This is a genomic window from Streptomyces sp. NBC_00091 (genome assembly GCF_026343185.1).
In the GTDB taxonomy this organism is placed as follows: domain Bacteria; phylum Actinomycetota; class Actinomycetes; order Streptomycetales; family Streptomycetaceae; genus Streptomyces.
This window is the reverse complement of sequence record NZ_JAPEMA010000003.1, coordinates 38,662-59,932: the sequence shown is the minus strand read 5'-3', so window position 1 is coordinate 59,932 and position 21,271 is coordinate 38,662. Positions and strand designations below refer to the sequence as shown.

6 protein-coding genes are annotated in these 21,271 nt (G+C 74.3%); all 6 read left to right on the top strand.

What is annotated here, in order from left to right; translation table 11 throughout:
* Window positions 1–14: 14 nt before the first annotated feature.
* The 6 genes from OOK34_RS31740 (at window position 15) to OOK34_RS31715 (ending at window position 21,259) form a co-directional block, all read left to right on the top strand.
* Window positions 15–1,244, top strand: a complete 1,230-nt coding sequence (locus OOK34_RS31740; RefSeq protein WP_267037595.1) for a macrolide family glycosyltransferase — start codon at window positions 15–17, stop codon at window positions 1,242–1,244.
* On the top strand, window positions 1,241–2,818 hold the full coding sequence (locus tag OOK34_RS31735) for an FAD-dependent monooxygenase (protein WP_267037594.1): 1,578 nt from the start codon (window positions 1,241–1,243) through the stop codon (window positions 2,816–2,818). Before OOK34_RS31740 ends, OOK34_RS31735 begins: the two co-directional genes overlap by 4 nt.
* Window positions 2,819–2,823: 5 nt before the next feature.
* On the top strand, window positions 2,824–5,022 hold the full coding sequence (pabB, locus tag OOK34_RS31730) for an aminodeoxychorismate synthase component I (protein WP_267037593.1): 2,199 nt from the start codon (window positions 2,824–2,826) through the stop codon (window positions 5,020–5,022).
* A complete protein-coding gene (locus OOK34_RS31725; RefSeq protein WP_267037592.1) occupies window positions 5,019–7,382 on the top strand; it encodes a glycoside hydrolase family 3 protein in 2,364 nt (787 codons plus the stop codon). Before pabB ends, OOK34_RS31725 begins: the two co-directional genes overlap by 4 nt.
* Window positions 7,379–8,569, top strand: coding sequence for a 4-hydroxybenzoate 3-monooxygenase (locus OOK34_RS31720; protein ID WP_267037591.1), 1,191 nt, complete (start codon window positions 7,379–7,381; stop codon window positions 8,567–8,569). Before OOK34_RS31725 ends, OOK34_RS31720 begins: the two co-directional genes overlap by 4 nt.
* 69 nt (window positions 8,570–8,638) lie before the next feature.
* Entirely contained in the window at window positions 8,639–21,259 is a 12,621-nt protein-coding gene (locus OOK34_RS31715; RefSeq protein WP_267037590.1) for a type I polyketide synthase, read from the top strand.
* Window positions 21,260–21,271: the final 12 nt, after the last annotated feature.

The window sequence follows — 21,271 nt, the reverse complement described above, 5'->3', positions numbered from 1 at the left end:
ACCCTGAGGAACAGATGGCACACATCGCATTTTTCAGCGTGGCCGCCCACGGGCACGTGTCGCCCACCCTGGGCATCGTCGCCGAGCTGGTCTCGCGCGGTCACCGGGTCACCTACTTCACCACCCGGGCCTTCGAGGAGCAGCTCACCCGGCTCGGCGCGCAGGTGTGCCGCTACGACGTCGCCACCTCGCCCGGACAGTCGCCGCGCGCCTTCGCCGAGAACGACCTGAGCGCCCTGCCCCTCTTCTTCCTGCACGGCAGCGCGGACCGGATCGCCCTGGCGGAGTCCTTCGTCGGCGCCGACCGCCCCGACCTCGTCGTGTACGACAACACGGTGCCGTTCGCCGGGCGCGCCCTGGCCCGCAGGTGGGGGGCGCGCGCCGTGCAGTTCTTCCCCTCCCTCGCCTCCAGCCGCTCCTACGCGCTGATGGACGCCATGCTGGCCCGCACCGGCCGCTCCGCCTCCCACGAGGCCAACGGCGCGGAATTCGACGTACGCCTGGCCGAGTTCCTCGGCGAGGCCGGCCTGGACGGGGTCCGGGCCGAGGAGTTCATGGACTTCGAGGAGGAACTCAACCTGGCCTTCCTGCCCAGGGAGTTCCAGCCCGAGGCGCACACGTTCGGGGAGCACTACCGCTTCGTCGGGCCCAGCCTGGGCGGCCGGGAGGCCGAGGGCACCTGGAGGCGCGAGGACACGGACCGCCCGATGGTGTTCGTCTCGCTCGGCACGGTCTTCAACCGGGCCACCTCCTTCTACCGCACCTGTGTGGAGGCGTTCGCCGACAGCGGCCTGCACCTGGTGCTGTCCATCGGGCAGCAGGCCGACCCGGCGGACCTCGGCACCCTGCCGCCGCACTGCGAGGCGCACCGCAGCGTCCCCCAGCTGTCCGTCCTGAGCCAGGCCGCCGCTTTCGTCACGCACGGCGGCATGGGCAGCACGATGGAAGCCCTGTCCTTCGGCACGCCGATGGTCGTCGTCCCGCAGATGGTCGAGCAGGAGATCATCGCCGACCGCGTCGTCGAGCTGGGCCTGGGCCTGCGCCTCGACCCGGCCGACGCCACCGCCGAACGCCTGCGGGCGGCCGTCGAAACCGTGAGCGCCGATGCCGCGACCGCCGCCGCGGCGGCCCGCTTCCGGCAGCTGAGCCACGACGCGGGCGGCGCCGCCGCCGCGGCCGGAGCGATCGAAGCACACCTGGCGGGCACGGGCACCGCCGCGCAGACGAAGGCGGCCGCGATATGACCGGGCAGAGCGTTCTCATCGTCGGAGCGGGCGCCGTCGGCACCCTGCTGGCCTGCGACCTCCTCCAGCAGTCGGTGCCGGTGCGGATCGTCGACGCCAAGCCCCCGCAGGAGGAGTTCGACCCGCACTCCCGCGCCGTGATGATCTGGCCCCGCGTGCTGGAACTCCTGGAGAAGGTCGGCATCGCCGACGAGCTCGTCTCCCGCGGGTTCCGGGCCGACGACGTCAGCTTCTTCTCCCGCGGACGCCGGCTGGGCACCGTACCGATGACGAAGCTGGGCGCCGCCCGCCCCTACGGCCTGGGCATCGTCCAGAGCGAGCTGGAGGTGCTGCTGCGCCGCCGCTTCGCCGAACTCGGCGGCACCATCGAGTACGGGGCCGAGCTGACCGCGATCGACACCTCCGGCCCGCTCCCCGTCGCCACGCTGCGCCACGGTGACGGCCGTACCGAACAGGCCGGGGCCGACTGGCTGATCGGCGCCGACGGCGCGGGCAGCGCCACCCGCCGGCTCCTCGGCATCCCCTACCCCGGCGTCCCCTTCCCGCTCGGCATCGCGCTCGGGGACTTCCCCGTCACCGGGCCGCGCGTCTCCACCGTCGAGTACCACTACGCCGACAGCGGGCTGCTGCCGCTGGTCCACCTGCCCGACGGCGTCTGCCGGCTCGCCACCATCGTCGCCCCGGGCGAAACCGACTGGTCGGACCGCCCGCTGGCGGACTGGCAGCGGATGGTCGACGAGCGCACCAGCCTGCCGTACCGGCTCGGCGAACCCCTGTGGACCCGTACCTACCACCCGCGTCCGGGTGTCGCCGAACGGTTCCGCGAAGGCCGGGTCGTGCTGGTCGGCGACGCCGCCCACTCGGTGGTCCCCCTCGGCGGACAGGGCCTCAACCTCGGCCTCCAGGACGCCGTCAACCTCGGCTGGAAGCTCGCCGGCGTCGTGCACGGCGTCTGGGACGAGCGGATCGTCGACACGTACGACACCGAACGCCGCAAGGCCGTCGAGCAGGTCCGTACGGTCATCCGCACCGAGATGGAACTGTCCGGCGCCCCCACCCCGCGGGATCGCCGCCTGCGGGACCTGAAGGTGGCCGCGGCGCACCGCACCGGTCTCCTGCGGCAGGTGGCGGCGCCCCTGATGAGCCAGGTCGGCCTCAGCTACGCGGCCACGGGCGAGCCGCTGTGGCGCTCGGCGCTGCACCGCAGGGCCCGCCCCGGGGACCGGCTGCCGTTCTTCCACCGGACCCGGCAGCACGCCGGGGCCCCCGTCCTGGACCAGCGGGAGCACATCGCGCTGCTCTGGCCAGGCCGCCGGCCGGCCGCCGACTGGCAGACCGTGGCGGACGGCGCCCGCCGCGTCCTCGCGGACCGCCTCCCCGTCCACGACCTCGCACGGCTGTCGCCGTCCGGACGCGCCGCGATCGGCCCGCTGTTCGGCAGGCAGCCGCTGATCGCCCTGGTCCGTCCCGACGGCCACCTGGCCCACCTCGCCGCCGCACACCGGCCGGCCGAGTCCCTGGGCCACCTGGACCGGCTGGTGTCCCGGCCGCTGACCCCCTCGCGAAGCAGGTGAGCCCCATGCGGACCCTCCTCATCGACAACCACGACTCGTACACCTACAACCTCTTCCAGCTGCTGGCCGAAGTGAACGGCCAGGAGCCCGTCGTCATCGCCAACGACGCGGCCGCCGTCGCCGACCTGGACCTCGACGGCTTCGACAACATCGTGATCTCGCCCGGGCCCGGCCACCCGGCCCGCTCCCGCGACTTCGGCGTCTCCCGGGACGTCCTGGTCAAGGCGAGCGTCCCGGTGCTCGGCGTCTGCCTCGGGCACCAGGGGCTCGCCGTGTGGGCGGGCGGCGAGGTCGTGCCCGCCCCCGTGCCGGTGCACGGCGAGGTCGCCCGGGTGCGGCACGACGGGGACGAGCTCTTCGCCGGCATCCCCGAGGAGTTCGGCGCCGTGCGCTACCACTCCCTGTGCGTGGCGCAGCCGCTGCCCTCCGACCTCGAGGCCACCGCCTGGTCCGAGGACGGCGTCGTCATGGCGCTGCGCCACCGGCTGATGCCGCGCTGGGGCGTGCAGTTCCACCCGGAGTCCATCGAGACCGAGTACGGCCGCCGGATGCTGGCCAACTTCCGGGACCTGACGCTGGCCGACCGCGCCGAGCGCACGGGCGGCCGCCCGGCCGCCTCCGCCTCCGCCCCTGCCCCCGCCTCCGCCCCCGCCGAGACGGCCCCCGCCGAGGCCGCCCGCGCCGAGGCCGCGCCGGCGCCGCAGGTCCGGCCCCGGCCCGCCGCCGGGGACCGTACGCACTACGCGCTGCACGTGGCCGAGCTGGACACCGCGGTGGACACCGAGAGCGCGTTCGCCTCGCTCTTCGCCGGATCCCGGCACGCCTTCTGGCTCGACAGCGCCCGCGTGGAGCCCGGCCTGTCCCGGTTCTCCTTCCTGGGCGACGCCCGCGGCCCGCTCGCCGAGACCGTCCGCTACCGGGTCGACGAGGGCGTCGTGGAGGTCGACTCCGCCATACCGGCCAGGCACCGGGAGTCCGTCTTCGACTACCTCCAGCGGGAACTCGCCCGCCGGGTCATCGACGCCCCGCCGCTGCCCTTCGACTTCACCGGCGGCTACGTCGGCTACTTCGGCTACGAACTGAAGGGCGACTGCGGATCCCCGAACCGGTACTCCGCCCCGACCCCGGACGCCGTCTGGATCTTCGCGGACCGGTTCCTCGCCGTCGACCACCAGGAGGGCCGCACCTACCTCCTCGCCCTCAGCACCGACCCGGCCACCGCCGACGGCGCCACCCGCTGGCTCGCCGACACCGCCGGCGCCCTCGCCCGGCAGGAGCCCGCTGCGGCCCCGGCCGCCGCGCCCTCCGACGGCCCCGGGACGCCCGGCGTGGAGCCCCGCCTCGCCCGGGACCGCGAGGCCTACGTCCAGGACGTCCTGCGCAGCCAGGAGTACCTGACCGCCGGCGAGAGCTACGAGATCTGCCTGACCAACGTCGCCGAGATCCCCGCGGCCGACGACGGCTTCACCACCTACCGCCGGCTGCGCCGGGCCAACCCCGCACCGTACGCCGCCTACCTGCGGCTCGACGGCACCGAGGTGGCCTGCTCCTCCCCGGAACGCTTCCTCAAGATCACCGCCGACCGGGTCGCCGAGGCCAAGCCGATCAAGGGCACGGCCCCGCGCGGCGCCACCCCCGCCGAGGACGAGCACGCCCGCCGCGAGCTGATCGCCAGCGCCAAGACCCGCGCCGAGAACCTGATGATCGTCGACCTGATGCGCAACGACCTCGGACGCGTCTGCGAGGTCGGCTCGGTCCACGTCCCCGTCCTGATGGCCGCCGAGAGCTACGCCACCGTCCACCAGCTCGTCTCCACCATCCGCGGCACCCTCAAGGACGGCAACGACGCACTCGACTGCGTCCGCGCCTGCTTCCCCGGCGGCTCGATGACCGGCGCGCCCAAGCAGCGCACCCTGGAGATCATCGAGTCCCTGGAGGGCCGGGCCCGCGGCATCTACTCCGGCGCCATCGGCTACCTCTCCTGCAACGGAACCACCGACCTCAACATCGTCATCCGGACCATGGTCCTCGCCGACGGGCGCTGGCGCATCGGTGCCGGCGGCGCCATCGTGCTCGGCTCCGACCCCCACGACGAGTACGACGAAATGCTCCTCAAGGCCAACGCCCCCGCCCGCGCGCTGCTGCCGGCCCGCCCGGACACCACCCCGCCCGCCGCCGAACGAACCGGAAGTGACCACCGATGACCCCGCAGACCCCCGTCGACGTGACCGCGCTCGTCCAGGCCATGACCCTCGACGAGAAGCTCTCCTTCGTCCACGGCTCCGACGACCCCGAGCGCCTCGGCCAGTCCGGCTACATCCCCGGCGTCCCCCGCCTCGGCATCCCGGAGCTGCGGATGACCGACGGCCCGGCCGGCGTCCGCATGAAGCGCAAGACCACCACCGCGCTGCCCGCCCCCATCGCGCTGTCCTGCACCTTCGACGACGAACTGGCCGCCCGCTACGGCGAGTACCTCGGCCACGAGGCCCGCGCCAAGCGCCAGGACGTCCTGATCGGCCCGATGATCAACGTGCTGCGCCAGCCCTTCGGCGGACGCAACTTCGAGCTGTACGGCGAGGACCCGCTGCTGGTCACCGCCATCGGCACCGCGGTGATCAACGGCATCCAGTCCCAGGGCGTCATCGCCATGCCGAAGCACTTCGCGGCCAACAACCAGGAAGAGAACCGGATGGCCGTCGACACCCGCGTCGACGAACGGACCCTGCGCGAGATCGAGTTCCCCGCCTTCGAGGCCGCCGTCCAGGCCGGCGCCGGCGCGCTCATGGGCGCCACCAACGGCGTCAACGGCCACCCCAGCTGCCAGAACGAGACCCTGCTGAACACCGTCCTGCGCGAGGAGTGGGGCTTCGAGGGCTGGGTGATGTCCGACTGGGACGCCGTCCACGACACCGTCGCCATCGAGCGCGGCCTCGACCAGGAGATGCCCGACGGCGCCCACCTCGGCGAGCCGCTGCGCGAGGCCATCGCCGAAGGCCGCATCGACGAGGCCGTCCTGGACCGCGCCGTCGCCCGCATCGTCGGCCAGATGGCCCGCTTCGGCCTCCTCGGCACCGACACCCCCCGCCCCGAGACCGCACGCGACCCCGAGCGCGGCCGCGCCCTGGCCCTGGAAGTGGCCACCGCCGGCTCGGTGCTCCTGCACAACCCCCGGGGCGTCCTGCCGCTGTCCGCCGACGAGCTCACCGAGCCCGGCCGCACCCCGCACGGCCTCGCCGTCATCGGCCGCCCCGCCACCACCCCCAAGACCGCCGGCGTCGGCAGCGCCCTCGTCGTCCCGGAGCACGCCGCCACCCCGCTGGAGGTCCTGCGCACCCGCCTCGGCGAGGACGCCGTCGAGTTCCGCATCGGCGAGGACCCGGCCGGGCGCCCCATCCCGGAGTCGGCGCTCGTCCCCGCCTTCCGCGAGGGCGAGGTCCCGGCCGGCCCCTCCACCGAGCCCGACTACTTCTACGAGGGCCAGCTGACCATCGAGACGGAGGGCCGCTACCGCATCGCCGTCACCGCGCTCGGCGGCTACGCGGCCATCGACCTCGAAGGCCACCCCCGCGTCTTCGCCGGCAGCTCGTTCGGCGACACCGCCGGCCTCACCGTCGACCTCCTCCCCGGTACCTACAAGCTGGTCCTCTCCGCCCTGCCGATGCCCTCCAACCCCGTCCACCTCACCCTCGGCTGGGTCACCCCGCAGCAGGCCCAGGCCGACATCGAGGAGGCCGTCGAGGCCGCACGCGGCGCACGAGCCGCGGTCGTCTTCGCCTACGACGAGCTCGCCGAGCTCATCGACCGCCCCGCCCTCGCCCTGCCCGGCCTCCAGGACGCCCTGATCACCGCCGTCGCCAAGGCCAACCCCAACACCGTGGTCGTCCTCAACACCGGCTCCTCCCCGACGATGCCCTGGCTGGAGGACGTCGCCGCCGTCCTGGACGTCTGGTACCCCGGCGAGATGGGCGCCGAGGCCACCGACGCCCTCCTGTTCGGCGACGCCAACCCCAGCGGCAAGCTCACCCAGAGCTTCCCCGTGGACGCCGACCACACCTCGGTCGCCGGAGACCCCCTGCGCTACCCCGGCGTCGACGGCCGCGTCGAGTACCAGGAAGGCATCTTCGTCGGCTACCGCTGGCACGACGAGCACGCCGTCGCCCCCCTGTTCCCCTTCGGCCACGGCCTCAGCTACACCACCTTCGGCTACGAGGACCTCCGCCTCACCGGCCAGGGCAGCGAACTGAAGGTCTCCTGCACCCTGCGCAACACCGGCGAACGGGCCGGCCGCGAAACCGTCCAGGTCTACCTCGGCAGCAGCCCCGACGTCACCGCCCCCCAGGCCCCCAAGGCCCTGGCCGGCTACGCCACCGCCCACCTGGAGCCCGGAGCGTCCACCGTCGTGGAGATCGTCCTCGACGCCCGCCGCTTCGAGTACTGGAACACCGACACCGCCGCCTGGACCGTCGCCGCCGGCCCGCGCACCGTCTCCGTGGGCCGCTCCTCCCAGGACCTCCCCCTCACCGCCACCGTCCACGTCGACCCGGCCGGAACGGTGAGCCCGTGACCCCGGCCCCCCTGCGGATCCACACCCCGGTGTGCGTCATCGGCGCCGGCCCCGCCGGCCTGCTGCTGGCGCGGCTCCTCGAACTGAACGGCATCGACTGCGTCGTCCTCGAACGCCGCGGCCGCGACCACGTCGAACGCCGCGTCCGCGCCGGCCTCCTGGAACAGGGCACCGTCGAAGCCCTGCGCCGGGCCGGCGTCGCCGGACGGCTCGACCGGGAGGGCCTGGTCCACGAAGGCTTCGAGCTGCGCCTCGAAGGGGACACCTACCGCCTGCCCTTCACCAAACTCACCGGCGAATCCGTGTGGATGTACGGACAGCAGGAGGTCGTCAAGGACCTCATAGCCGCCCGCACCACCGCCGGCGGAGCGCTCCACTTCGACGTCGACGACGTCCGCGTCGACCGGCTCGCCGGCGACGGCGCGACCGTCACCTGCACCCTCGACGGCCGCCCCGCCGAGATCACCTGCGAGTTCGTCGCCGGCTGCGACGGCTTCCACGGCGTCAGCCGCACCGCCGTGCCCGCCGCCTCCCTCACCACCAGCACCCACACCTACCCCTACGCCTGGCTGGGCATCCTCGCCGCCGCCCCGCCGATGTCCCCCGAACTCGTCTACGCCACGGGCGAGCGCGGCTTCGCCCTCCAGAGCATGCGCTCGAGCACCGTCAGCCGCCTCTACCTCCAGGTCCCGCCCGGCGAGAGCGCCGACACCCGCTCCGACGAGGAGATCTGGGCCGAGCTCGACCTGCGCCTCACGGGCGGCAGCGGAGCCCTGCCCACCGGCCCCGTACTGGAACGCACCCTCGTCCCGCTGCGCAGCTTCATCTGCGAACCCATGCAGCACGGGCGGCTCTTCCTCCTCGGCGACGCGGCACACATCGTCCCGCCCAGCGCCGCGAAGGGACTGAACCTGGCCGTCGCCGACGCCGAACTCCTCGCCGGAGCCCTCGCCGTCTGGTACGCCACCGGGCGGCGGGCCGCCCTCGACGCGTACTCGGCCACCGCCCTGCGCCGGGCCTGGCTCGGCCAGGAGTTCTCACGGTGGATGACCGAACTGCTGCACACCGGACCGGGCGGCACACCCTTCGACCGGGGCCTGCGCCGGGCGCGCTTCGACCACCTGACGGGCTCCACTGCCGCGGCGACCGACTTCGCCGAGCAGTACGTGGGGCAGTCGCGACGCTGACGGCAACCCCGCCCGGTCCGCCGCCGGGGACAGCCTCTTCGACCTGATCAACGGGAGTTTCGGTACGTCATGACAAACGAAGAAAAGATGCTCGACCACCTCCGGTGGATGACGGCCGAACTCCACCAGACCCGGGAACGGCTGCGGTCCGCCGAGGAGCCCGAACCGGTCGCGATCGTGTCGATGAGCTGCCGCTACCCCGGCGGCGTCCGCTCCCCCGAGGAGCTGTGGCGGCTCGTCGCCGACGGCCGCGACGCCGTGGCCGGCTTCCCGGCCGACCGCGGCTGGGACCTCGACGCCGTCTACCACCCCGACCCCGACCACCAGGGCACCAGCTACGTCCGCGACGGCGGCTTCCTGGAAGGCGCCGCCGAGTTCGACGCCGCCTTCTTCGGGATCTCCCCGCGCGAGGCCCTCGCCATGGACCCCCAGCAGCGGCTCCTCCTGGAAACCGCCTGGGAGGCCTTCGAACGCGCCGGCCTCGACCCCACCTCGCTGCGCGGCAGCCGCACCGGCGTCTTCGCCGGCGTCATGCACCACGACTACGCCACCGGCCCCCGCGACCTGCCCGAAGGCGTCGAGGTGTACCTCGGCAGCGGCAACGCCGGCAGCGTCGCCTCCGGCCGCGTCTCCTACGTCCTCGGCCTGGAGGGCCCCGCCGTCACCATCGACACGGCCTGCTCCTCCTCCCTCGTCGCCCTCCACCTGGCCGCCCAGGCCCTGCGCCAGGGCGAATGCACGATGGCCCTGGCCGGCGGGGTCACCGTCATGGCCAACCCCGACCTGTTCGTCGACTTCAGCCAGCAGCGCGGCCTGGCCCCCGACGGCCGCTGCAAGCCCTTCGCCGCCGCCGCCGACGGAACCGGCTGGGGCGAGGGCGCGGGCCTCCTCCTGCTGGAGAAGCTCTCCGACGCCCGCCGCCACGGCCACCCCGTCCTCGCCGTCATCCGCGGCTCCGCCGTCAACCAAGACGGCGCCAGCAGCGGCCTCACCGTCCCCAACGGCCCCTCACAGCAGCGCGTCATCCGCCAGGCCCTGGAACAGGCCCGCCTCACCGCCCGGGAGGTCGACGCCGTGGAAGCCCACGGCACCGGCACCACCCTCGGCGACCCCATCGAGGCCCAGGCCCTGCTCGCCACCTACGGCCAGGACCGCACCCCCGACGACCGGCCGCTGCTGCTGGGCTCCGTCAAGTCCAACCTCGGCCACACCCAGGCCGCCGCGGGCGTCGCCGGCGTCATCAAGATGGTCGAGGCGATGCGCCACGGCGTCCTCCCCAAGACCCTCCACGTCGACGAGCCCACCCCGCACGTCGACTGGAACGCCGGAGCGGTCTCCCTGCTCACCGAGAACACCGACTGGCCGCGGACCGGAGCGCCCCGCCGCGCCGCCGTGTCCTCCTTCGGCATCAGCGGCACCAACGCCCACCTGATCCTCGAACAGCCCGAGCCGCACACCCCCGACGGGGAGCCGGAGGCCGCCCCTGCCCCGCTCCCCCCGGTCGTGGCCTGGCCCCTCTCGGCCCGCAGCCCCGAAGCGCTGCGCGCCCAGGCCCGCAGCCTCCTGGACCACACCACCGCCGGCGCCCCCCTCGCCGACACCGGCCACACCCTCGCCACCGCCCGCGCCGCCCTCGGCCACCGCGCCGTGGTCCTCGGCGCCACCGCCGACGAGCTCCGCGAGGGCCTGCGGGCCCTGTCCGACGGCGCGACCGCCGAGAACCTCGTCCACGGCACGGCCCGCCCCGACCCCCGCACGGCGTTCCTCTTCACCGGCCAGGGCGCCCAACGGCCCGGCATGGGACGGGAGCTGCACGCCGCGTACCCCGTCTTCGCCGAGGCCTTCGACCAGGCCTGCGCCCACCTCGACCGCTACTTCGACACCCCCGTACGGGACGTCGTCTTCGACGGCTCCCCGCTCCTCGGCCGCACCGAGTACACCCAGGCCGGCCTCTTCGCCCTCGAAGTGGCCCTCTTCCGCCTCGCCGAGAGCCACGGCCTGCGCCCCGACTTCCTCCTCGGCCACTCGGTGGGCGAACTGGTCGCCGCACACGTGTCGGGCATGCTCCCGCTCGCCGACGCGGCCGCGCTCGTCGCCGCCCGCGGCCGGCTCATGCAGTCCCTGCCCGAGGGCGGCGCCATGGTCGCCGTCGAGGCACCCGAGGAAGAGGTCCGCGCACTCCTCACCCCCGGCGTCGACATCGCCGCCGTCAACGGACCGCAGTCCGTGGTCATCTCCGGTACCGAAACCGCCGTACTGGACACCGCCGCGCACCTCGCCGCCGCCGGCCACCGCACCAAGCGGCTCAAGGTCAGCCACGCCTTCCACTCCCTGCTGATGGAACCGATGCTCGACCGGTTCCGCGCGGTCGTCGCCCGACTGGCCTTCCACCCGCCCGCCATCCCCGTCGTCTCCAACGTGACCGGCCGCATCGCCACCGCCGAAGAACTCGGCTCGCCCGAGTACTGGGTGCGCCACGTCCGCCAGACGGTCCGCTTCCACGACGGCGTCCGCACCCTCGCGGACCACGGCGTCACCACCTTCGTGGAACTCGGCCCCGACGGAGTCCTCACCGCCATGGGGCAGAACTGCCTCGACGAGGACACCGACATCCGCTGGAGCACCGCCCTGCGCCGCGACCAGCCGGAGCCGGCCGCCTTCACCAGGGCCCTCGCCGAGGCCCACACCCAGGGCGTCGCGGTGGACTGGGACGCCCTGTTCCCCGGCGCCCGGCGGGTCGACCTGCCCACGTACGCCTTCCAGCGCGAGCGGTACTGGCTGCAGGGCGCCGGCGGGGCCGGCGACGTGACCTCGGCCGGCCTGGACCCGGCCGGCCACCCCCTGCTCGGCGCGATGGTGACCGTCGCCGCCTCCGACGACCTCCTGTTCACCGGCCGCCTGTCGGTGACCGCGCAGCCCTGGCTGGCCGACCACGCGGTGGCCGGCACGGTCCTGCTGCCCGGCACCGCCTTCGTGGAACTCGCGGTCCGGGCCGGCGACCAGGTCGGCTGCGGGCTGCTCGAGGAACTGACCCTGGAAGCCCCGCTGGTGCTGCCCGAGCGGGGCGGCGTCCAGGTCCAGCTCGCCGTCGGCCCCGCCGACCCGGACGGCCGGCGCACGGTCACCGCGTACGCCCGCCACGAGGACGGCGCCTGGACCCGGCACGCCGAGGGCGTGCTCGCCCCGGCCGCCCCCACCGCCACCGACCCCACCACTACCGACCCCGGCCTCGGCGGGACCTGGCCCCCCGCCGGAGCCGAGGCCGTCGACCTGGACCCCTTCTACACCCGCCTGGCCGACTCCGGATTCGCCTACGGGCCCGCGTTCCAGGGTCTGCGCGCGGCCTGGCGGCTCGGCGACGAGGTGTACGCGGAGGTCGGCCTCGACCGCGACCAGCAGGAGGCCGCGGGCCGCTTCGGCCTCCACCCGGCCCTCCTCGACGCCGCCCTCCAGGCGGCCGGCGCGGGCAGCCTGCTCCCCGCCAGCGGCGAGGCCCGACTGCCGTTCGCCTGGCGCGAGGTCGCCCTGCACGCCACCGGCGCGCGCACCCTGCGCGTCCGGCTGACCCCGGCCGGCGAGGACGCGGTCGCACTGACCGCCACCGACGAAGCCGGCCTCCCGGTGGCCACCATCGCCTCCCTCACCCTGCGGCCGATGACCCCGGGCGGGCTGACCCGGACCGCCGACACCCTGTTCGCGCTGGACTGGGTGGCCGCCCCGGCAGGCGAGCCCGTGCCCGCGGGCGCGGTGTGCGAGGTGGACACCTCCGCCGGTGTCCGGGCGGCCGTGGCCGGGGTCCTCGGGGCCCTCCAGGAGTCCCTCGCGGATGCGGGGGAGGAGCGGCTGGTGTTCGTGACCCGTGGGGCCGTGGGCGATGAGGTCCGTAACCTGGCGGGTGCGGCGGTGTGGGGCCTGGTGCGCTCGGCGCAGTCGGAACACCCGGGCCGTTTCCACCTCCTGGACCTCGACGAGAACGCGGACCCGGCCCCGTATCTGACGTCCGCGGAGCCGCAGCTCGCGGTGCGCGGGGGATCGGTACGCGTCCCGCGCCTGACCCGCACCCCTGCCGCACCGGCCTCCGAGGGCCTGTCCTTCGCCGAGGGCGGCACCGTCCTGATCACCGGCGGCACGGGTGTCCTCGGCCGCGCGGTGGCCCGCCACCTGGTGACGCAGCACGGCGTCCGCCACCTGCTCCTGGCCAGCCGCTCCGGCGGAGCCGAGGACCTGGTGGCCGAACTGGCCGAACTGGGCGCCGCCACGACCGTCGCCGCCTGCGACGCGGCCGACCGTGAGGCCCTGACCGCCCTCCTGGCCACGATCCCCGCCGCCCACCCCCTCACCGCCGTCATCCACACGGCCGGAGTGGTGGACGACGGCGTGATCGAGTCCCTCACCCCGCAACGCCTCGAGACGGTGCTGCGCCCGAAGGTGGACGCCGCCCGCAACCTCCACGAACTCACCGCCGGCCTGGACCTGTCGGCGTTCGTCCTCTTCTCCTCCGTCGCCGGCCTGCTGGGCGCTCCCGGCCAGGGCAACTACGCGGCCGCCAACGCCTACCTGGACGCCCTCGCCCAGCACCGGCGCTCCCTCGGCCTGCCGGGCCTCTCCCTCGCCTGGGGTCTGTGGGCCGAGCGCAGCGGCATGACCGGCAGCCTCGACGCCACCGACGTCGACCGCATCAACCGCGGCGGCATGGCCCCCCTCGCCACCGAGGAAGCCCTCGCCCTCCTCGACACCGCCCCCGCCCTCGACCGGGCCGTGCTGTTCCCCATGCGCCTCGACCTCAAGGCGCTTCCCACCGGCCCCTCCTTGTCGCCCGTCCTGCGCGGACTCGCCGCAGCACCTCCGCTGCGGCCGACCGCCGGCGCGGCGCCCCGTACCGGGGGCTCCTCCCTCGGACAGCGGCTGGCCGGCCTGCCCGAAGCCCAGCAGACGCGGACCCTCCACGACCTGGTGGTCACCGAGGTCACGTCCGTACTCGGCCACCGCGCACCGGGCTCCCCGGAGCCGACGCAGGTCTTCAAGGACCTCGGCTTCGACTCCCTGTCCGCCGTGGAACTGCGCAACCGGCTCAGCGCCGTCACCGGCCTGCGGCTGCCCGCGACCCTCATCTTCGACCAGCCGACCCCGGCCTCCCTCGTCGCCTACCTGAAGGCGCGCCTCGTCGAGACCGGCGACGCGAAGGCACCCGCCACGGCGGCCGCCCCGCTGCCCGCCGACGAGCCGATCGCCATCGTCGGCATGAGCTGCCGCTTCCCTGGCGGCGTCCGCTCCCCCGAGGACCTGTGGCAACTGGTGCTCTCCGGCGGCGACGCCATCGCGGACTTCCCCGCCGACCGCGGCTGGGACATCGACTCCCTCTACCACCCCGACCCCGCACACGCCGGAACCTCGTACGTCCGCGAGGGCGGCTTCCTCGACGGGGCCGCCGACTTCGACCCCGTGTTCTTCGGGATCTCCCCGCGCGAGGCCCTCGCCATGGACCCCCAGCAGCGGCTGCTGCTGGAGACCGCGTGGGAGGCCTTCGAACGCGCCGGGATCTCCCCGACCTCCGTGCGCGGCAGCCGGACCGGCGTCTTCACCGGCGTCATGTACCACGACTACGTCAACCTCCTCCACGACGAGGAGGGCCTGGAGGGCTACGCGGGCAACGGCAGCGCCGGCAGCATCGCGTCGGGCCGCATCGCCTACACCCTGGGTCTCGAAGGCCCCGCGGTCACCGTGGACACGGCCTGCTCCTCCTCCCTGGTGTCGGTACACCTCGCCGGCCAGGCGCTGCGGCAGGGCGAGTGCACCATGGCCCTCGCGGGCGGCGTCACCGTCATGTCCAGCCCGAACACCTTCGTGGAGTTCAGCCGCCAGCGCGGCCTGGCCGCCGACGGCCGCTGCAAGCCCTTCGCCGCGGGAGCCGACGGCACCTCGTGGTCCGAGGGCGTCGGCATGGTCCTGCTGGAACGCCTCTCCGACGCACGGCGCAACGGGCACCAGGTGCTCGCCATCGTGCAGGGCTCGGCGGTGAACCAGGACGGCGCGTCCAACGGCATGACCGCCCCGAACGGCCCCTCGCAGCAGCGCGTCATCGAACAGGCCCTGTCCAAGGCACAGTTGACGGCACGCCAGGTCGACGTGGTGGAAGCGCACGGCACGGGCACCACCCTCGGCGACCCCATCGAGGCCCAGGCCCTCCTCGCCACCTACGGCCAGGACCGCGAGGAGGACCGGCCGCTGCTGCTGGGCTCGGTCAAGTCGAACCTGGGCCACACCCAGGCCGCGGCGGGCATGGCCGGCGTCATCAAGATGGTCATGGCGATGCGCCACGGCGTCGTGCCCATGACCCTGCACGTGGACGAGCCGACCCCGCACGTGGACTGGTCGGCGGGCGCCGTGCGCCTGCTGACCGAGCCGGTGCCGTGGCCCGAGACGGGCGAACCGCGCCGGGCCGCCGTGTCCTCCTTCGGCATCAGCGGCACCAACGCCCACACCATCCTCCAGGAGGCCCCGCAGGAGCCCGCCGCCGCCGACCCCGTCACCCCCACCGCGGGACTTCCGGTGTGGGTGGTGTCGGGGCGGGACGCGGAGGCGGTACGGGCCCAGGCGGGCCGACTGCTGGAGCGGGTGTCAGGCGATCCGGAGCTGGACCCGGCCGATGTGGCCTTTTCGCTGGCGACCTCGAGGGCCGTGCTGGGTGCGCGTGCGGCGGTGGTGGCGGGGGACCGTGCGGGTCTGCTGGCCGGGCTGGAGGCCCTGGCCGAGGGCCGCTCGGCGTCCGGCGCCGTCGAGGGCGCGGTCTCCGGCGGGAAGTTCGCCTTCCTGTTCTCCGGTCAGGGTGCGCAGCGTCCGGGGATGGGCCGTGAACTGTACGAGGCCCAGCCGGTGTTCGCGGCCGCCTTCGACGAGGTGTGCGCCCACTTCGACCTCCCCCTCAAGGAGCTCGTCTTCGACGGCGGCGAGGAGGTCCACCGCACGGAGATCACCCAGCCGGCCCTCTTCGCGGTCGAGGTGGCGCTGTACCGGCTGGCGGAGTCTCTGGGTCTGCGTCCGGACTTCGTGGCGGGTCACTCGATCGGTGAGATCGCGGCGGCGCACGTGGCCGGGGTCCTCTCCCTGGCGGACGCGGCCCGTCTGGTGGCGGCCCGTGGTGCCCTGATGGGAGCCCTGCCGGAGGGCGGGGCGATGGTCTCGATCCGTGCCACTGAGCAGGAGATACGCCCGCTGCTGTCGGCCGGTGTCGACATCGCTGCGGTCAACGGCCCGCAGTCCGTGGTGATTTCGGGCGCCGAAGAGGCTGTCCTGGAGGTGGCCGAGCGGCTGGCCGGGCAGGGTCGCAAGACCAAGCGCCTCACGGTCTCGCACGCCTTCCACTCGCCGCTCATGGAGCCCATGCTCGGCGCGTTCCGTGAGGTCGCGGAATCCCTCACCCACTCCGCTCCCGAGATACCGGTGGTCTCGAACGTCACCGGCGGGCAGATCACCGAGTTCACGGCCGCCTACTGGGTCCAGCACGTCCGTGATGCCGTCCGCTTCGCCGACGGGGTCCGGTACCTCGCCGAGGAGCAGGGCGTGGGCCACTTCCTGGAGCTGGGTCCGCAGGGCGTCCTTGCCGCCATGGCGGGGGAGTCGCTCCCGGAGGAGTTCTCCGGGCTCCTCACCCCCCTGCTGCGCAAGGACCGCCCCGAGCCCGACGCCTTCCTCGGCGCCTTGGCCGAGGCCTGGACCCGCGGCCTGCCCGTCGACTGGACCCCGCTCCTCGCCGGCCGCCGCGTCGACCTGCCCACGTACCCCTTCCAGCGCCAGCGCTACTGGCCCGGCACCGGCTACGCCCCGGCCGGGCAGGCGGAGCCGGCGTCGCCGCTGGCGAAGCGCCTGGAGTTGGCCGAGGACCCCGGACACGTCCTGCTCGACCTGGTCCGCGACACCATCGCGACCGTCCTCGGACACACCGCGCAGGAGACCGCGGACCCCGAGCGGGCCTTCCGCGACTTCGGCTTCGACTCGATGACCGCCGTCGAGTTCCGTACCCGGCTCGGCACCGCGACCGGGCTGCCGCTGCCCGCGACCCTGGTCTACGACTACCCGACCCCGGCCGCGCTCGTGGCCCACCTGCGCACCGAACTCCTCGGCGGCGCCGGTACCGGACCGGCCCACGTGCGCCGCGTGGTCGGCAGCGACGAGCCGATCGCCATCGTCGGCATGAGCTGCCGCTTCCCCGGCGACGTCGGCTCCCCCGAGGACCTGTGGCGCCTCGTGGCGTCAGAGGCCGACGCGATCTCGCCCTTCCCGCGCGACCGGGGCTGGAACATCGGGGCGCTCTACGACCCGGACCCCGAGCACCAGGGGACGACGTACACCCAGCACGGCGGCTTCCTCCAGCACGCGGCCGACTTCGACGCCGGCTTCTTCGGGATCTCCCCGCGCGAGGCCCTCGCCATGGACCCCCAGCAGCGCCTGCTGCTGGAGGTGGCGTGGGAGGCGTTCGAACGCGCCGGACTGCCCCCGAGCGTGGCGCGCGGCAGCGGGACCGGCGTCTTCGTGGGCACCAACGGCCAGGACTACACGGCCCTGGTGTCGCAGTCCGCCGAGAGCCTGGAGGGCTACCTCGGCACGGGCGGCGCCGGCAGCGTGGCCTCCGGCCGCATCGCCTACGCCCTGGGCCTCGAAGGGCCCGCGCTGACCGTCGACACCGCCTGCTCCTCGTCGCTGGTGGCCCTGCACCTGGCGACGGAGGCCCTTCGGCGCGGCGAATGCGAACTGGCCCTGGCGGGCGGCGTGACCGTCATGTCGACCCCGCAGTCCTTCATCGACTTCAGCCGTCAGCGCGGCCTGTCGCCCGACGGCCGCTGCAAGCCGTTCGCGGCCGCCGCGGACGGCACGGGCTGGTCCGAGGGCGTGGGCATGCTCCTCGTGGAGCGGCTGTCGGACGCCCGCCGCAACGGCCACCAGGTCCTCGCGGTGATCCGCGGCTCGGCCGTGAACCAGGACGGTGCCTCCAACGGCCTGACCGCCCCCAACGGCCCGTCCCAGCAGCGAGTCATCCGTCAGGCGCTCGCCAACGCCGGTCTGACGGCCGACCAGGTCGACGCGGTCGAGGCGCACGGTACGGGCACCCCGCTCGGGGACCCGATCGAGGCGCAGGCGCTGCTGGCCACGTACGGGCAGGACCGCCCGGCGGACCGGCCGCTGCACCTGGGCTCCCTGAAGTCCAACATCGGCCACACTCAGGCCGCGGCCGGTGTCGGCGGCGTCATCAAGATGGTGATGGCGATGCGCCACGGCGTCCTGCCCCGCACCCTGCACGTGGACGAGCCCACCCCGCACGTGGACTGGGAGGCCGGTACGGTCGCCCTGCTCACCGAGAGCCTGGCCTGGCCGGAGACCGGCCGACCGCGCCGCGCGGCCGTGTCCTCCTTCGGCATGAGCGGCACCAACGCGCACCTGGTGCTCGAACAGAGCCCGCTCGACACCCCGGACGAGGCGGCGCAGCCCCTCGAGACCCCCGCGCCGTGGCTGCTGTCCGCCGCATCGGCGGAGGCACTGCGCGGGCAGGCACGCCGCCTGCGCGACCACATCGCGGACCGGCCGGCCTTCGACCCGGCCACCGTCGGACGCGGCCTGGCCACGACCCGCGCACTGTTCCCGCACCGGGCCGTGGTGATCGGAGCCGACCGCACCGAGTACCTGAGCGCGCTCGACGCCGTGGCACGCGGAGAGGCGGACACCGACCTGGTCCAGGCACCGGCCCCGTCCGCGTTCCTCTTCTCGGGGCAGGGCGCGCAGCGGCCGGGCATGGGCCGTGAGCTGTACGAGGCCCAGCCGGTGTTCGCGGCGGCCTTCGACGAGGTGTGCGCCCACTTCGACCTCCCCCTCAAGGAGCTCGTCTTCGGCGGCGGGGACGAGGTCCACCGCACGGAGTTCACCCAGCCCGCCCTCTTCGCCGTCGAGGTGGCCCTGTACCGCCTGCTGGAGTCCTACGGCATCCGCCCGGACTTCATGGCCGGCCACTCCATCGGCGAGATCGCGGCGGCGCACGTCGCCGGGGTGCTGTCCCTGGCCGACGCGGCCCGTCTGGTCACGGCCCGCGGCGCCCTGATGGGGGCGCTGCCGGAGGGTGGGGCGATGGTCTCCGTCCAGGCCACCGAGGACGAGGTGCGCCCGCTCCTGTCGGCCGGTGTCGACATCGCGGCGGTCAACGGCCCGCAGTCCGTGGTGATTTCGGGTGCGGAGGCGGCCGTCCTGGAGGTGGCCGCGCAGCTCGCCGGGCAGGGTCACAAGACCAAGCGCCTCACCGTCTCGCACGCCTTCCACTCGCCCCTCATGGAGCCGATGCTGGAGGCCTTCCGCGAGGTCGCCGAATCCCTCACCTACTCCGCCTCCGAGATCCCGGTCGTCTCCACCCTCACTGGCACCCTCGCCACCGCCGAGGAACTGACGTCCCCCTCCTACTGGGTGCGCCACGTCCGCGAGGCCGTCCGCTTCCGCGACGCCATGCGCCACATGGAAGCGGCAGGGGTGCGTACGTACCTCGAACTCGGCCCCGACGCCGTCCTGAGCGCCATGGGACAGGCCTGCCTCGACGAGCCGGCAGCCCTCCTGCCCCTGCTGCGCCGCGACCGCGCCGAGACGCGCACCCTGCTCGGAGCCCTCGGCCGAGCCCACGCGCGCGGCGCCACCCTCAATCTGCCCGCCCTCTTCGCGGGCGCACCGGCGGCCCCCGCCGACCTTCCGACGTACGCCTTCCAGCACGAGCGGTTCTGGCCGCGCATCGCGGAACAGCCCGCGGCCCCCAGCTGGCTCGTACCGCGACGCGGTACGGACGCCCTCGACGACCTCCTCTACCAGGTCACCTGGCAGCCGGTGGACACGGCGCAGCCGGCCGCGCCCGGCCGGTGGCTGGTGGCGTCGGCGGAGGCGGGTGCGGAGCTGGTGGGGGTGTTGTCGGCGTCGGGTGCCGAGGTGGTCGAGCTGGTCGGGGGCGGTCGTTCCCGTACGGAGCTGGCCGAGGCCCTGGCGGGTGTCGGCCCCGTGGACGGTGTGGTGTCGCTGCTGGACGTGGCGGGCTCGCTGTCCCTCGTGCAGGCGCTCGGCGATGCGGGCATCGGCGCCCGGTTGTGGTGCGTGACCCGCGGCGCGGTGTCGACCGGTGCGTCGGATCGTGTGGTGGATCCGGTTCAGGCGCAGGTGTGGGGTCTGGGCCGGGTGGCCGCTCTGGAGTTCGGTCAGCGGTGGGGCGGTCTGGTGGACGTTCCGCTGGTCCTGGACGACGCTGCGGCGGCCCGGCTGTGTGCGGTGCTGGCCGGCGGCGGTGGTGAGGATCAGGTCGCGGTCCGTGCGGAGGGCGTGTTCGCCCGCCGTCTGGTGCGTGCGCCGTTCGCTCCGGTGGTGGGCGAGGGGTGGCGGCCGGAGGGTCCGGTGCTGGTGACGGGTGGCACGGGCGCCCTGGGTTCCCGGGTCGCCCGCTGGCTGGCCTCGGCGGGTGCCACGGAGCTGGTCCTGACGAGCCGTCGGGGTCTGGATGCTCCGGGCGCGGCCGAGCTGGTGGCGGAACTCGCCGAATCGGGTGTCAGCGCCACGGTTGCCGCCTGTGATGTGGCTGACCGGGACGCGGTGGCGAAGCTGCTGGTGGAGCACCCGGTGTCCGCAGTGTTCCATGCGGCTGGTGTGCTGGACGACGGTGTGCTGGACGGGCTGACCCCGGAGCGTCTGGCGACGGTCCTCGGCCCCAAGGCGGACGCGGCGCGTCATCTGCACGAGCTGGCCGCTGAGATGGGCTTGGCCCTGTCGGCGTTCGTCCTGTTCTCCTCCTTCGCGGGCACGGTCGGCGGCGCGGGTCAGGGCAATTACGCGGCGGCCAATGCCTACCTGGACGCGCTGGCCGAGCAGCGGCGGGCCGACGGCCTGCCCGCCACCTCCATCGCCTGGGGCCCGTGGGCCGACAACGGCATGGCCGCGGACGAGACCGTCGTCGAACGGATGCGCCTGGCCGGCATGACCGGACTGCCCACCGGCACGGCCTTCGCCGCACTCGCCCGGGCCCTCGGCCAGGGCGACGACACCCTGACGGTCATCGACATCGACTGGCAGCGCTTCGCGCCGGGCTTCACCTCCGCCCGGCCGAGCCCCCTCCTCGCCGGCATCCCGGAAGCCGCCCGGCCCGCCGAGGAGCCCGCCCCCACCGACGCGGGCCTCGCGCAGCGACTGGCGGCCCTGCCGGCGGCCGAGCGGACCGACGTACTGCTGGACCTGGTCCGCACCCAGGTGGCCGGCGTACTCGGCCACGGGTCGCCCCAGCGCGTGGGCGCCGACCAGCCGTTCAAGGGCATCGGGTTCGACTCCCTGACGGCGGTCGAGCTGCGCAACCGGCTCGGCAGGGCCACCGGCCTGGCCCTGCCCGCCACCGCCGTCTTCGACCACCCCAACCCGGCCGCGCTCGCCGCGTACCTGCTCACCGAGCTGTGCGGGGACCTCGGCGACACCGACCCGGAGGAGGACCGGATCCGCCGGGCGCTCGCCTCGATGCCGCTCTCCCGGATCAGAGAGGCCGGCCTGCTGGAAGTGCTGCTGGACCTCGCCGGCCTCGAAGCGGGCGGCACGCAGGAAGCGGCGGCAGACCCGGACGACACGGCCCCGGAGGACATCGACGCGATGGACACCGACGCCCTGATCCGTCTCGCCATGGACAACACGGACTCCTGACGGTCCGGGAAG